Source organism: Clostridium zeae (genome assembly GCF_017312485.1).
Lineage (GTDB): Bacteria > Bacillota > Clostridia > Clostridiales > Clostridiaceae > Clostridium_AR > Clostridium_AR zeae.
This window is the reverse complement of record NZ_BMBA01000007.1, coordinates 167,510-184,147: the sequence shown is the minus strand read 5'-3', so window position 1 is coordinate 184,147 and position 16,638 is coordinate 167,510. Positions and strand designations below refer to the sequence as shown.

Genomic DNA, 16,638 nt, shown 5'->3' with positions numbered 1-16,638 from the left:
TATGTTGCATTAGTAAATATATTGTCAAAAGTCGCACTATTTTGTCATCAAATGCACCTCTCTATTTAAATTATTAAACAAGAACCATTGGGTTCATATCTCTTTTATCTGTTTTTTTATAAAGGTTGTTTAACTGAGTATTTTACTGTAAAATAAAACATATATATCCAAAAACGTCTTATAATATAATTTGTTTAAGGCTATGCTGAAACATTCTATTTTTCAATCAATGTTAAATATTGATTGTCTAAAAATATAAATAAGGAGATTTTTATGAAGAAATATCTTAAATACCTAGTGGCTTTTCTATTTTTTATATTTTTATTTCCACCCCATATGGCATTTGCTGACGATAAAAGTTTTTCTATTGACAGCCTTGCCATAGATACTACACTAAATTCCTCTGGCGATGTTGAAGTTTCTGAAGTATATGAATACAACTTCAAGGGAGATTTTAATGGAGTTACTAGAAATATTAATTTTACCGGAAGTACAGGAATTGAAAATATTGAAGTTAGTATATTAGATGGTTCAAACAAAGTTGTTTTTAAGAACAATAATAGTAAAGAAAATGGGACTTATACTTTGGCTACTGATGGAAACTACAAAAAACTTACCATCTATTCAAAAAACAGCAATAAAACCGTTAAATTCAATATTAAGTATTCTATAATTGGAGTTGCTACAAAGTATAATGATGCAGGTGAATTATTTTGGAAGTTTTACGAAAACTCATCAAATGTAGCTATAAATAACCTATCTCTTAAGGTAAACTTTCCAACAGGAAATCTAAATGACGCAAAATACTGGGGCATAGGTCCAGCTTCAGGAGCTGCAAGCAAAGCAGATGCTAATAATTTCTTGTTTAATGTTTCAAAACTCTATGCTGGAGAATACTTCGGCTGCCGTATACTTTTCCCACCTGATTATCTTAAGAATGCTAAAAAGATAGTGAGTGAAGATGCATATAATAGAATTTATAATGAGCAGATGAATAATTCTTATACTCCAAATGGCAATAGCGGAGCAAATAATTCCATTAATGTCCCTATGACTCCACCTTCAACAAATTCTGAAAATAATAGTAATTTCGAAACTGATAAAAACAATGATTTAGGTATTTTTATCATAGTTTTATTTATAATTTCTTCAGTCGCAATCTTAGTAGTTCATAATGCTAAAGAAAAAGAAAAATTTCAAAAAGAGCTTGAAGAATATAGAAGCACAGAACAATTTTTTAATGCTCCTTATTGTGAGTCAATGCCTAGCGACTTAAGTCCAGCCTTAGTGACTTACTTAATTAGTGAGTATATAGAAATTAAAGATATAATAGCAACTCTACTGGATTTGTCAGCGAGAAATATATTAACCTATACCACAAACTCCCATGTTGAGAAAAAACTCTTCTCTAAAGCTGAAGAAAAAATAGATTTTATTTTTTCAATAAATACAATGGCTTTAGACTATTGTTCTATTCACGAGAGATATCTACTTAATTGGCTTTCTTCTTATGGAAATTATCCTTCCTTTTCGCTAAAAGATATAGAAGAACAAACCAAAGAACGTGGAACAGCCATGGAATTTAAGAGTAAATTTAATGATTGGGTAACTTTAGTAAAAACTGAAGCCGATTCTAAGCCTTTTCATATAAAGATTAGAAACCGCAGTGTATTAACAAATACCTATCAGAATGAATATTTAAAATGGCTTGCTTTCAAAAAGTTTTTGTTTAGCTCTTTAAATTCAAATAGTAGTAACCTTATAACTGTTGCTCAATGGAAAAAGTTTTTGCCTTATGCCCTAGCTTTAGGCTTATCAGATAAAGCAATCGAGTTTTCCCCTAAAATGACAAGCGATGACTATATATACTCAGATCCTCTATTTTATAACATGCATTATCTCAATTTCATTTATTACGATTTCTTTGATGATTTTCAAGATCAATTAAATCAAAACACTACAGATAATAGTAGTTCTAGTGATTTTGGTGGAGGCTTTGGAGACGGAGGCGGCTTTACCTCTGGTGGAGATAGTGGATCTTGTGGAGGCGGCGGAGACTCTGGCGCATTTTAAATAGATTTAATAGGAAAAACCACCTTATCAGCTTTTGATAAGGTGGTTTATTTTTAAGTGAATAATTATTTTTTCAGTTATTTTTTACTCGAAGGAGCTTTAATAAATCAAAGAAAAAGCATTATATATATGCAATGATTTAATTTAACTAATTGTGACATGTCCTATATTTTTAGGTAGGAATAATACCTCAATTGCTGGTAATATCATTAATAAACCGAGAAAGATAAATCCTAATTCATATGCAGTCGTAATTGTGACGAAGTTTTGCAACAAATTAACAACAACTGTAATAAGAGATATTCCCATCCCCTGAGCTAAGGTTGAGATCACAGAATTTAAAGTATTTGCACTATTTCTGTCTTTAGGGTCTATTTCAGAAAAACTCAATCCACTGTAAGCAGTTAAGGCTAGTGAACGTCCTGCTCCTGAGACTAATGCTAGAAACATTATCCAAATAGGTAAAGTATTAATTTTAATGAAGGCCAAAGCAATAGATGTAATAAATACCATTCCAAATGATGACAATAACGCACCACGATATCCTAGCTTACGAATAATTACATTAGTAAAAGGTTTAATTCCTATATTTCCAATAAAAATAAATATCACATAACTTCCTGCTTTTACTGCTGACCAATGAAAGACGGTTTGTAAAAAAATCGTTAGTATATACGGTAAAGCTCCAATGCATAGCCACAAAATAGAACCACTTGTTTGACAGACTCTAAAAGAAGTTATTTTTAATGAATCAAGCGAAAACAATGGATTAGTTGATTTTTTTAAGTGTTTAAAAACAATAATGCCTAATAACACTCCAAAAGCACTTAACCCTAATGCACTAAGCCAATAATCTTTTCCACGAGTGGCTAACTCTGCTCCAACTAAAATTATACCGGTTGAAGCTGCAATCTCTATAAATCCTAAAAAGTCAAAGGTAGTTGTGTTTTTTACTATATCAGCATCGATTAATTTTGCTCCGATTAATGCAATAATTAAACCAATTGGTGCATTAATCAAGAAAATCCACTGCCAGTTCCAGTAAGTAACAATAAATCCTCCAACCACTGGTGCTATTGCTGGTGCTATTAATGCAGGCCAAATAAGATAACTGATCATTTTCAATAACTGTGAAGCCGGCGTCTTTTCTAACACAATTAGTCTTGCTGTAGGTGTCATAAGAGCACCAGAAATACCTTGTACAATTCTCATTATTAAAAGGAAGGAGAAATTAGGTGCTACTGCACTACCTAATGAACTAAGGGTAAATATGATGACAGCAATAATCCAAATTTTCTTTTTTCCATATCTATTAGCTATCCACCCGCTTAAAGGGATAAAAATAGCAACCGTAATTAAATAAACACTAACGAGCAAAGCAATTGTTGATGAACTGGTATGAAAATATCCAGCCATTTTAGGTAATGCAGTAGTTACAATGGTTCCATCTAAAATCTCCATGAAGAGACTAGCAGCCATTAATAAGGCTATCTTTATTTCTTTTGTCATTCCTATCACCATTCTTTCTTCAACTCATCTTTAAATCTTTCAATCCACTCAATTGCAATATTAGCTTGCTGTAATATTAATCCAAACTTCTTACTTGCATACCAGTGATCTTTTGAAGCTTCTTCAGCTAATTTTTTCAGTACAGCTTGAGTATCTTCTACTATATCTTTTTGCTCTTTATAAAATTCATCTAATAATTGTATTTGTTCATCTAGGGTAAGGTGCTGCATAATATCAAGCTTAATTAAATAAATATCTGAATTATGAGCACCATTAGGAACAGGCATTTTCATTAGTTCAAAAAAACGTTCTTTTCCTTTTTCTGTAATGCTAGCAATTTTTTTATTTTTCCTGTCTGATTCAATATTGGTTATCTCAACAAAACCCTCATTCTCTAATTTTTCAAGTAATGGGTAAATCACTCCATAACTGATTTTACGATGACGGCCTAAGGTGGCTTGTAATGCATTTCGTAAATAATACCCGCTTTGAGGTTCCTCCATCAATTCACCTAAAATAAAAAGTTCATTCATCATTTTCTTTCACTCCCATATATCTAAAAGATGTATCCAAAAGATGTATTCAGTATATATCTTTTAGATACATAATGCAATATTTTTGCATAAATATTTTTAAAAATAAATACGTCTTTATCACATAGTATATTTTTGTGTATAAATTAATAAATCAATGCATTTTAGATTTAAACTCTATAAACAAACCTTATACCTTTCAAAAGAATAAAAAAAGATGACCACTGTTAAATACAGAAATCATCTTCTCTAATTACTATAAAGCTTTTAATTTTTTTGACAAAGTATATATTTTACGACTATCTTGCTTTGATATACTCTCAGTCAGTGACATAAGTGCAGGTATTGCTATTGGAAGCAGTACAAAGCTTAGAAGGAATAACCCAATTATTACACATATAGTTAATTCCATTAGAACTATTATATTTGATGGATATAAGGTTGCAAAGGTTCCTGCCAGTATTACTGCAGCTGATATTACTACTCCTCCTATATTTCTTGATGCTTGTATTATACCTTCCCTTTGAGATAGATTAGGATATTCTTTAAATCGTCTCATTAGGAATATGCTGTAATCAACTCCTAGTGCCGCTATCATTACAAAAGCAAAGAATGGTACATTCCAGGATAATCCTTCCTTTGCACTAGCAAATAGCAGCTTTGATATAAAGGCTGTTGCTGATAGTGCTGTGTAATAGGTGGCTACAAGTGAACCTATGATATATACAGGAATCCAGAAGGATCTTATAACTATTATCAATAAAATAAATATAGCTGCTAATACCATTATTTGAGTAAAAGTAATATCATGTGTTGCAATATTTCTTAGATCGTAAGAGTTAGAAGTTGCTCCAAGTATACCTATTTTTGCTTCTGAAAGCTTTGTGCCTTTAAGGTCATTTAAAATCAAAGTATTCATGTCCTTAATCATGTCAATGGAATCTTCAGAGTATGGTTCTGAAGCTAAGGTTACAGTTAATTTAGCTGTTTTTCTATCCTCTGACATGTAAGTATCTAGCATCTTAGTAATATCGGCTTTGTCAAAAGCCTCCTTAGGAATATAAAAGCTCTTAGTGTTTGTAAGCTGAGTCAAGAAATCTCCACTTTTGTTTATTCCATCATGTATAGTCTCCAAACCATTATTACTTTTATCAATTCCATCCTTAAGCTGTGTCATTCCACCACTAAGGCTTGTCAGTCCACCATATAATTCATCCTGACCAGCTTTGATTTTATCTGCTCCAAATTTAAGTTGACCCATGCTTTCAATAATTTGTTCCTGTCCAGCACTACCCTTTTTTAACCCTTCTGTTAGTGCTTTTTCACTATTTTCAAGTTCATTAATTCCAGTAATTAGCCTAGAGTTTTGTCCTGTGCTATCTATTACAATTTTAAGACCACCATTTACCTGAGCTAAGCCTCCTGTAAGTGCATCATAATTTTGATTTGCTGTATTAATTCCTGCTTCAAGGCTGTTTAAAGCAGCTGATAAACTTTCAAGCATTGCTTTAATGCTAGCAACATCTGGATCATTAGGAAGCTTTGCATCTACTTTACTTACACTAACCTTCATCATTGCTGTTAGCTGTTTTAACTGCTCTACAGAACTAGGCAAGGCTTTATACCCTGCTCCAAGCTGAGTATATCCCTTATTGATTTCTGTTATCTTTCCTGAAATAGTCTGAAGAGCGCTATTTATACCTGTAATACCTGTTTTAAGCTCAGATATTCCATAGGTTAAATCCTCTGCTCCCTTAGCCCCTTGATCAATACCAACATTAACCTTTTTAAGACCATCGGTTACAGCCTCCATACTGCTTGCTAAAGTTCCAGTACCTTTTGAAAGTTCCTTTACTGGTGATAAATCTGGAGTTTTTAAATTGTCACTAATAGTTGTAAGTCCATCCTGCACTTTTTTAACTCCATCACTTGCATCTGATAATCCGTTTGTCACAGTTTTAGTTTGAGAATTTGTATATAATTCTTCTATAACTTCCCCTTTTGGCTGTGTTGGACCGTAAACTTCCTTTACTCCCTTTAGCTTTTTAAGCTTTTCTGTTAAGTCGTCAATTACTGCGAGAGCTTCATTGTTGTTCATAGCTTCATTATTGTCTAAGATAATTGTCGTTTGCATTACCTTACCAGCACTAAATTTATCAGCAACAATATTAAAGCCTTTTACAGAAGAATCCTCAGAACTTAGATCCTTGATATTATCAAAGGATAGCTTAGTAGTATTAAATATAATAACAGGTGCGATTAGAGCTGCTACTACAAGTAATGAAAGTACTGGGTGTTTTACTGAAACTTGAGAAGCTTTGCCCCAAAATTTACTTTCCTTATGCCCCAAATTACTTTTAGATGGCCAAAATAGCCTTCCACCAAATATTTTCATAATTAGCGGTGTTAAGGTCATAATTTCTATTAACAAAGCTGCAATACCAATAGCGACTGCATTAGCAGATCTATACACTGGAAAGCTTACAAAAGTAAGACTTGCAAACCCCATAAAAACCGTTAAGCCACTGTATATTATGGTTTTCCCAGCAGTTTTATAGCTAGTTACAATAGCATCATTTACCGATAACCCATTTGATAACTCTTCCTTGAATCTATTAAATAACAGTATGTGATAATCCGTTCCAATTCCGAAAAGAACCAAAATCACAAACATTTGAGTAAAGCTTGTTACAGGAAAATTAAATTGATTCACAAGTATCCCTATTATCCCCATGGAGCAGATGTATGAAACTCCAACTGCTAAAAGGCTTACTATAGGTGTCACCACTGATCTAAACATAAGTATTAAAACTACAAGTATAAAGATTATTGTTATTACCGCACTTTTATCAACACCTTTTGCAACATCACTGGTGTAATCATTATAAATAGCTAACTCTCCAGTTACATAGTGATTTACTTTTACATCCTTAACTGCATTTTCAAAATCCTTTATTATGGTTTTACCATCTCTTGTACCTTTTTCAAAGGAAACTTGAACTAGCATGGTTGTATTATCCTTAGATATTAATTGCTCTTTTGCTTCAGGCGTCTTAAAAGGATCAATGATATTATTTATCTGAAGTTTTTCCTTTTCCTCATTAAGTTTATCAATTCCTTTCTCAATATCTTTCATTTCATCCTCTGAAAGCTTTTTATCATCTTGGAATACCAATAATAGCGAACTTCCTTTAGTTTTTCCCAATTTGTCCATCATTTTTGCCGCTACTTGGGATGGCTCATCCTTTGAGATGGTTGCTTCTCCCTTTTGGTTCAATATCTGCTTTAAATCTGGTTGGTTTACTGCAAATAGAACCGATGCTACGATCCATACTACTAGTAATACCCAGCTGTGCTTTAATATCTTCTGCATAAAATCATTCCTCCTCATCCTGCTTTCTTTATAGTTTCCTAATCCTAATTATTTTTCAGTATGGACATTTAAAAAACCAGCATAAAATGATGCTAGTACTAAAATTAGATAAAATACTCAAAATCGTACTGTTGTTGAACTTTCGCTATACCTGTATTATAATTAGCTTAAAAATCTCATACAATAATCAGATTTAACGGAAATGTTCAAAATTGTACAGTGAAATATCTTTTGTTGGACTTTGAACTAAAATTTTTAGGAGAATTAATATGGTACAAAAAGCTGAGTATAAAAGTGCATTACGCTCACGAAGATTAATACGTGAAGCACTGCTTGAATTAATACAAGAAAAGGATTTGGAGAAAATAACTGTTACCGATATAATTAAAAGAGCTGACATCAATCGCGGAACCTTTTACGCTCATTATCAAGATTTAAGAGCAGTAATGGAACAGATAGAAAACGAAGTAATAGATAAAATAGAGGAGCTAATAACCGCCTTTCACTACAAAAATTTTTTCCAAAACCCACTTCCCTTGCTGTTAAAAACGGCAAAATGGCTAGAAGAAGACTTAGAATTTTATAGAATTCTCATAAATGCAAACGGCTCAGAGAAATTTCTTGTGAAGCTTAGAGAGATCTTCGTAAAGAAGATAGAAATCGATAGCGATATCCCTGACCATATAAAAAAAATGCCTGAATTTTTTATACACGCACATTTTTTTGCTGGAGGAATCATTAATTTGTTTTTGGTATGGATTAGAGGTGAATTATCTAGTTCTATTGAAGAAATTTGTGCTGAGGTCAGTAAGATTCTTACCATATATTCCCCCCACTTAATGGAGGAAAAACATCGTCCTATGTCATAGATACACCAGTTTATAAAGTTTTCTTAGCTAAATATAATTTGTCAATTTTAAAAAGCCATCTTATCTATTTTGATGAGATGGTTTAGTAAGAAAGATTATAAAATTAAATATGAATTTTTCAAAAAACTTTTTTAACATGATTAAACACCAAAAAGATTGAGTTAGTTTCTATTTAACTCAATCCTTTTGGTTTATAATGTTAAGTTAACTATAAAGATGTAACACTTTTATCCAGAATATTAATTTTATACACTGATCAATTTAACTTTTACTCAAAGTTACCGTATAACCAAGTATCACTGCTTCCAGTAATCTTGTAGTTTAATCTAAGTGTGTCTTGATCTTGCCAATTGCTGTTTGCATACTTGCTTAAGTCTACTGTTATATGTCCCCAAGAGCCATTTGCTGGAGATCCTATTTCTGATCTTGGGATAACAATTTCAATTCCACCAGTAGCAGCATCCCATTGAGGTGCTATAACAGAAGTTATACTCTTATTTAGAGTCCAGCTTCCATTTGATACTGAGTACTTGCTATAACCTGCATCAGTGTTCTTTCTTGTAAACATATATGCCATATTTCTGCCTAAAGCAGTTCCATATTGAGTTGAGTTTGTTGTTGGTGCGGTCTTTGCGAAATCTTCCACATAAGCAGAAACCTGGAAGGAATTATCAGTTGTTGTTGGTAAGTTTCCAGCTGCATTATTTATTCTTATATAAATATTAGAGTCATCATTTGATACATACACTTTCTTTATATCAGTTTGTCCATCTGCAACTATTCCATCATTAGATGGGTCTACATAGTATGGGACATATTTATATTGGTTCCAATCTGCACTTGCTCCATTTGTTACTGTTATTCCTTTGTAGCAGCCTGCATTATTTTCTGAAGAATAAACTCTCATGTCATAATTGCTAGAGTATGCAAGACTAGCAAGTACAAATGAGGCTGCAGTAACTGGTTCTGCTGCAGTACTTACTAGTGGTGCTTCTGTAACATTACTTACAGCTTCACCTGTAACCATAAAGCCAGTTCCTGTTCTGTGTTTAAACCACTCTAGCATATCATAAGCCTTTGAACCATTTCCTTTGTAAGTCTGGTAAACAGAATCCCACATTGTCATTTGTGGCCAAGAAGGTGATGCCTCTAAAGCTTCATTTCCTGAAGGACTCCATTGTGAAGTGTAATAGAAGGTATCATTTGCATATCTTGGTAAACCATAAGTGTCCGCATTTAGATCTTTTTCTATCTTATTTACATGAGAAGTAGCTCTTGAAGAGTTAACATCTATAGCACCTAAAGCAAATAGTATATTTGTTGAAGTATCTTCTAGAGTGTTAACTGTACCATCAGTATTTATACATCTATCATAATATCCATTAGCTACATTCCAAAGTCCTTTTGGTGAAGCTGTATCATCTCTGTTAATAGCAGTCAGAATGGTACTCCCTGCACCATTAAAGCTGTCAACTAAAGCGTTGTCTCCTTCGATTGAAGCAATTAAAGCTGCTGATTTAAGTCCCATTGCATAGGATGCTTGTGTATATGCGTAATATTCAGGAGAATCGCCTTCTTCCCAAATACTCTTATCAGCTGGTCCAAATCCAGTGGTCTGATCCATATTGGTCATAATATAATTTGCTGAGTTCTTAACAGCTTTGTATATTCCATCTAGAAAAGCCTTGTTTCCAGTTGCCTTATAATGTTTATATGCACCTATTAAGAAGAAGCCTATGGAGTCATTTTCTGGTTCAACAAAGTTTGCATTAGTGTTGTCCCATAACCAGAAGCAGGTATGGAAGCTTCCATCTGTGCTTTGTCTTGCTGCAAGCCAGTTCCAATAGCGTTCACCTTCTGTTGTAAAGCCTGCTGCATCTAAAGACATAGCTGTTACAGCTGAGTCTCTTGCCCATATCTTATAGCTGTAGTTAAGTGGATTAGTAGTAGCTGGCATAGCACCATCAGCTGTAGTGCTACCTGGTCTTATCGCATTCTTTATCATAACTAAGTTTCTCTTATATACTGAAGTCAAGTCAGCATCATTGAAGCTTGGTACAGTCTTTCCGTTAAACCAGCTTGAGTAGCTTGAAGAAGTATTGTTAAACCAGCTATCTCCTGATTGTGCTCTTGCTGTATCACAGATACTTTGTACATTGCTTAAGTTTGAACCTAAAGCTACATAGAAATATACGTTTTGAGAGCTTCCTGCAGGTACTGTAACCTTTTGATCAAATGCTACAGAAACATTTTGTGCTGAAACATTTGAATTGTTCTTTAAAGAGCCGCTTCCATCAAAAGTGTACCATGAAGCACAAGTTGAACTTGAGGTATTAGAATCTCCATCATTAGCAGCTTGATAGTAGGTTGGAGCAGTAAAAGCACCTAAAGCCATATAAGGTTGTCCAGATGCACTCATATTTACTATTAATGCATTTCTTGAAGAATCGTAGTTAGCAGCTACGTTATTAGAAGATGTATTGTTTGGATGCAGCATATCTAATACGCTGTAGGTAATACTTGAAGTACCAGTATTCTTTAAGGTATATCTTGATACTATAAAGTTTTGATTTGGTACTGCAACATAATCCTTAGAGATTTCCATATTAGGTAAGTTTGATCCATTATATTTTAAGAAGTTATTGTGTAAAACTCCGTTTTCGTCATAATAACCTTCGGAATCAAAATTATGAGTTTGATCATATTTTACATTGTTGGTTTCATCTCTGAAGAAACCAGTATAGTCTTGTATTTGATTTACATTCCAATTTCCTGAATATCTTAGTTCAGAAAGTCTTGGACCTTTTGCACTTGTAGTATCATTATCACTAAGCTTGCTGGCTTGCCATATAGCCATTGTATCCTTCCAGTTAGACATATAAAGACTTCTAACGGAAACGTTCTTTTGTGTAACAACAAGATTATCTAAGTTTATAGCTCCATCCTTGCTGTTATTTAACGCAACTCTTACTATATGAGTTCCTGCTGTTAGGTTAGTTCCTACATCAGTAGTCTTCCAACTGTCCCAGCTTCCTGTATCGCTACAATATGCATTGCTTATGAATTTTCCATCAACATAAACTTCTCTTACATTTGTAGCACCAGTGTAATTACTATATTTAAGTCTTAAAGTGTAATCTTGAGTTGTAGCAACTGAAATGTTGAAATCAGCATAATCTCCTACATCTACAAAACCATCAATAAAACCACTGCCTGAATAACCTGCATGATTTGTATCTATACTTACATTATGAAGTGATGCACTTTCTGCCTCATAGGTTGACTGTGGGTAGGTCTGTGCTGAAGCTTTTAGATTAACATTATAGAACATGCTGGCTGCCAAGATAAATGCAAAGGTACCAGCTGCCTTTTTACTCATAAATTTTCTCATCATTTAATCCTCCAATCAAAATTTAATCATCTTTGTAATATTAACTAGTTTCCCATTCAAATTATTCTAGAGTTACTTTACAGTCAAATTGTCCAGATTTATACCAGAACTATCTGTAGCATCATAATACATACATATAGTGTGTACACCTGCTGATAAATTGATATTAAGGCTAGCATTTCCCCATGTATCCCAATTTGATAGGTTAGGCATGTGAAGTATACCTACATAACTTCCATCTACAAACACATGTCTTGTAGCTTCTGATCCAGTATTGTTTCCATATCTGAAATTTAAAGTATGGTTACCTGCTGTACCTACATTTACTTCCATGGTTATCTCATCGCCTTGCTCAGCAAAACCATCCACAAAACCTGTGCCAGTATAACCTACATGGTTTGTATTTGTAGTAATATTAGTCTTTATAGCATTTTCAGCTTCATATTGATTGTTTGCTGGTGCAGTTAAGTCTCTCTTGATATATATCATGTCCCAATAATTTAAGGTTGGAACTGTGAAGGAAAGATATTTTCCTACACTATCTGTACCTGTGGTAAAGCTTAATGCAGTGCTTGTTCCTTCATTAAGATCTGGTGAAGCTAGATATACATTAGAGATTGTTGCATCTGTTGGAACATAATACTTTACATTTAAGTTATTTTTAACTATTGGTGCGTTAGTACTATTTCTCCATTGACTGTCTGTTTCATTTGATAGATTAATTAGATGTAATATATCATAATCTTTTGTCATTCTAGTCATATGCCATATGGAACCATTGGTACCGTTCCCGGAAATTTTTTCACCGTTGATGTTAATATATTGATTTCCCTGATCGCCATAGCTTATGCTTGGGTCAAATAATAGATTTTCATAAGCAGTTATAAACTTGTAATTTTGCTTCATTGAATTTTTTAAAGCTCCCGTCATTACTTTACTTGTATTTGGATAATACTCATGTGGTAGCATGATAGCATCATCTAGCCCAGCTCCCAATTCTATATGAGTAGCACCACTTGCCTCAAAGGCAGCATCAGCCAGTCTTATAGAGTTTTCATCAAACTCCCCTAAGGTTAGTGAATCCAGATTAATGGAACCTGTGTCTCCACTATCATAGGAAACTTTGATAGTATGGCTTCCCTTTGTCAAAGTAGTATTCATGTATGCGTCATATACAAACTTATCCCAAGTACCTTGAGGGTAAAATTGGACTTGTCCAACCTTATTACCATCAATATATATTGTCCTTGTAGCATTATCTGAATTATCTCCATATTGAAATACTAAAGGATAATTCATAGTTTCATTTGCGCTTACGGTAAATTGAACATAATCCCCTTGCTGAGCAAAATTTTGTAGAAAGCCACTTCCACTAAATCCAGTATGGTTAGTAGCAATATCTACTCCGTTGAAAGAAGCATCCTCAGCCTCATATCTAGGGCCTAAATTTTCATTGTAGTTCATATATGCTGCTAATACTGCAGCTTTTTTATTGCTGTTATTTCTTAGCTGCTCAACATAATTTCTTATGTCATTATAATTATTTGATTTCCACCATATTTCACTAAAATTGAAATCTGTATTAGAATTTTTGCTTACGTCATCTAAAGCCCATCCATTGGTTGTACCATCAACTATATTAAAATCCACATAACTTTTCGATGAGTTATTGCTCTGTAACTGACTCTTTACTGAATTAATAAGACTTGAGAAGGATGTCCCTAAATTAAAAGCATTTCCATTATAATCATAGATGCTATCTCTTTGTCCCATTTGATCCATTTGTATACCATCAAAACCTGCTGTATTAATAACATCCTTATAGGCATTTCCTATATAGTTTTGCCAACTAGAATTGGACGGTGCAAAAAGCCATAAATATTTACCATTGTTAAAATTAACATTAAGCTGATTTTGATGACTTTTATCTTGAAATAGTCCCCAAGAAGGATTTACGCCATAGTCTGTGTAGCTCTCTCTTGCAGCATAGGACATCATATAGGCCATTGCTTTTCCATTATTATTGTGAACTGCATTTATATAGTTTTGAATTGTATTATAAGATATATTTCTGTTAAATAGATCTGTCCAGCTAGCATCAGGATTTACTCCATCACTTTTTTTAATAGGTACCTCATGCCTCCACATCCAATCATAGAATTGGAAAGCATTAATATTATAGTCTCTAGCTAACGTGTTTATCTGCTTTGTTACATCGCTTTGAGTTATGCTGCTATCAAAGCTAGGTATATAGCCGTATCTTGGAAACTTAGTCCAGTTGCTTGATACATCTATAGCTCCTGTCTTATAATCTCCACTTCCAGTATAAATTTTCACCATGTAGCCTTGAAAGTCTGTAGTAGGTGCTGTCCACTGAAAGCTTTTAGTTGCATTTTGTCCATTATCTAAAGTAATGCTTTGACTTGCCTTATATACGGAAGTTTCATTATGAGTAATCTCCATATACAAAGCACCTGAAAAGCTTATCCCACTTGTATTACTTAAGTCTGCATAGATTGTTACCTTATCATTAGGATTATATCTAGCCTTATCCGTATATATATTATTTACATAAGGACTCGCTGCATATACCTTTTCATTACTACTACCCTGATAAACAACCAGGACTAATACTAAGAAGAAAAGTATAGTTAAAGATTTAAGCTTTTTAAATTTTAACATTTCCTGCCCCCCTCATAAATCCATTTTTTATGCTTTTATCTCCTCCTTTCATTTTCATAATCAATATAGGCTTCCAACTTCTGTTATTAATTTGTACCTGCCAGAAAATCCTCAAAATACAGGTTTTCGAACAAGTATAAATTAAATTTCAGTAGAGGAATCCTTTAGATAGATCACTTTATGCCTTATAAAAAATTAGAAACATGTAATTTTAAGTTTTGTAAAAGCAAAATTAGAAGTGGTCTATTTTATAACCTGCTAAAACTAATTTAATGCAAAATATATACTCTAGCTTCGTAAGGTTTTAGCAAAATGTTATCTATAATATTGGTATCAACTTCATAGTTAGCTATTAGAAGTTCTGCCTCCCTGTACTTGGAATCTGTTGGAAGCCTAAACTCAACTTCATTTTCAAAGAAATTAAGTATCACTAATAGACTCTCATCCTTAAACTTTCTTATATATGAAAAGATATTTTCATCATCTTTATATAAAAGTTTTATATCTCCATACACAATGATAGGGTTTTCTTTGCGTAACCTAATGAGCTTTTGATAATAATAAAATATTGAATTCTTATCTTCCAAAGCCTGCTTAACATTTATATCTGTATAATTGGGATTAACCTTAAGCCAAGGTTCTCCTTCGGTAAAGCCTGCATTTTTTGAATTATCCCACTGCATAGGAGTTCTTACATTATCTCTGCCCTTTGCATAGATCGACTCCAAAAGTTCTTCCTTTTTCATGCCTTGAGCAGTCTTTTCCTTGAACATATTTATTATTTCAATATCCTTGTATTCAGCTATGTCAAACTGTACATTGGTCATACCAATCTCTTCACCTTGGTAAATATAAGGTGTTCCTTGCCAAGTGTGGAGAAGAGTAGCTAGCATTTTAGCTGACTCTACTCTATACTCCTTATCATTTCCAAACCTAGAAACCATTCTAGGCTGATCATGATTGTTCAAAAATAGTGAGTTCCAGCCTTTATCTTTCAAAGCTTCATACCATTTAACCATTATATTTTTAAAGGTTGTTAGCTTCCAGGGTCTTAAGTCCCACTTTCCATTACCAGAATCTATATCCATTAACTCAAACTGAAAAAGCATATTAAGCTCATCTCTGTCTTCATTGACATAAAACTTTGCTGTATCAGGGTCTACACCAGGTGCTTCTCCCACAGTCATTATGTCATATTTACTTAGAACTTCTCTATTCATTTCCTGAAGAAATTCATGTACTCTTGGGCCATTGGCAAAGAGAGGAAAACCATTGCCGTAAAGATCATTTTCTCCTTTTTCTCCATCTGGCAATCCTTGAACCTTTGATATTAGATTTATTACATCCATTCTAAAACCATCAATACCTTTTTGAAACCAGAATTTCATCGTATCATAAACTTCACATCTTACTTTTTCATTTTCCCAATTTAAATCTGGCTGTTTTTTCGAGAAAAGGTGTAAGAAATATTCATCAGTTGCTTCGTCATATTGCCATGCTGATCCGCTAAAGAAGGACCCCCAGTTGTTTGGAGGATTACTTTTGTTCCCTTTTCTCCATATATAATAATCTCTATAAGGATTGTCCTTTGATTTTCTACTTTCAACAAACCATTTGTGCTCGTCTGAGGAATGATTTACAACTAAATCCATTACTAGCTTTAAACCTCTTTTATGCATTTCCTCCAAAAGCTCATCAAAATTCTCCATCGTGCCAAAATCATCCATTATTGCTCTATAATCACTTATATCGTATCCATTATCATCATTAGGTGACTTATATATTGGACTAAGCCATATAACCTCAACTCCTAATTCATTTAGGTAATCTAACTTTCCAATTATTCCTCTTAAATCACCTAAGCCATCTCCATTGGAATCCTTAAAACTTCTTGGGTATATCTGATATACTACTGTTTCCTTCCACCACTGTTTGTTCATACTTTACCTCCTTGTAATAATGTTTTTGTATATTACTATCACCATTTAATTTAAATATTCTAACTTATCATATATTTGTTACAAAGATACTTTATTATTTTATCTCCGTATTCATATAGCTTTTCAACTAAAATTACTCTTTCAAATAATTATTAACTTATAAAACAAACACTTTACTACTATATTCAAATCAATTCTTACCTTTCTAAACCAATCACAAGTAAACTTGTTACATCATAGTCCTAATAAATTCTTATATTTTAAAAAA

General features: G+C 33.1%; 8 protein-coding genes. 2 read left to right on the top strand and 6 right to left on the bottom strand.

Annotated elements, in window-relative coordinates; translation table 11 throughout:
* Positions 1-273 precede the first annotated feature (273 nt).
* The gene (locus J3477_RS21990; RefSeq protein ID WP_206872363.1) at positions 274-2,073 is read left to right on the top strand and encodes a DUF2207 domain-containing protein; all 1,800 of its coding nucleotides are present in this window, start codon (positions 274-276) and stop codon (positions 2,071-2,073) included.
* A gap of 144 nt (positions 2,074-2,217) precedes the next feature.
* On the opposite strand, the gene J3477_RS21985 is transcribed toward J3477_RS21990, so the two are convergent.
* The 3 genes from J3477_RS21985 to J3477_RS21975 form a co-directional block, all read right to left on the bottom strand.
* Positions 2,218-3,582, bottom strand: coding sequence for an MFS transporter (locus J3477_RS21985; protein ID WP_206872361.1), 1,365 nt, complete (start codon positions 3,580-3,582; stop codon positions 2,218-2,220).
* A gap of 5 nt (positions 3,583-3,587) precedes the next feature.
* The gene (locus J3477_RS21980) at positions 3,588-4,118 is read right to left on the bottom strand and encodes a PadR family transcriptional regulator (RefSeq protein ID WP_228731342.1); all 531 of its coding nucleotides are present in this window, start codon (positions 4,116-4,118) and stop codon (positions 3,588-3,590) included.
* Between the two features lie 253 nt (positions 4,119-4,371).
* On the bottom strand, positions 4,372-7,488 hold the full coding sequence (locus J3477_RS21975) for an MMPL family transporter (protein WP_206872360.1): 3,117 nt from the start codon (positions 7,486-7,488) through the stop codon (positions 4,372-4,374).
* A gap of 269 nt (positions 7,489-7,757) precedes the next feature.
* On the opposite strand from J3477_RS21975, the gene J3477_RS21970 reads away from it, so the two are divergent.
* Positions 7,758-8,357, top strand: coding sequence for a TetR/AcrR family transcriptional regulator (locus J3477_RS21970; protein WP_206872359.1), 600 nt, complete (start codon positions 7,758-7,760; stop codon positions 8,355-8,357).
* 268 nt (positions 8,358-8,625) lie between these two features.
* Here J3477_RS21970 and J3477_RS21965 read toward each other — a convergent pair whose 3' ends face one another.
* The 3 genes from J3477_RS21965 to J3477_RS21955 form a co-directional block, all read right to left on the bottom strand.
* The gene (locus J3477_RS21965) at positions 8,626-11,751 is read right to left on the bottom strand and encodes a CBM35 domain-containing protein (protein ID WP_206872357.1); all 3,126 of its coding nucleotides are present in this window, start codon (positions 11,749-11,751) and stop codon (positions 8,626-8,628) included.
* A gap of 69 nt (positions 11,752-11,820) precedes the next feature.
* Positions 11,821-14,430: a glycoside hydrolase family 66 protein gene (locus tag J3477_RS21960; protein WP_206872356.1), complete on the bottom strand. Its 2,610-nt coding sequence runs from the start codon at positions 14,428-14,430 to the stop codon at positions 11,821-11,823.
* A gap of 269 nt (positions 14,431-14,699) precedes the next feature.
* The gene (locus J3477_RS21955; protein WP_206872355.1) at positions 14,700-16,370 is read right to left on the bottom strand and encodes a glycoside hydrolase family 13 protein; all 1,671 of its coding nucleotides are present in this window, start codon (positions 16,368-16,370) and stop codon (positions 14,700-14,702) included.
* Positions 16,371-16,638 lie beyond the last annotated feature (268 nt).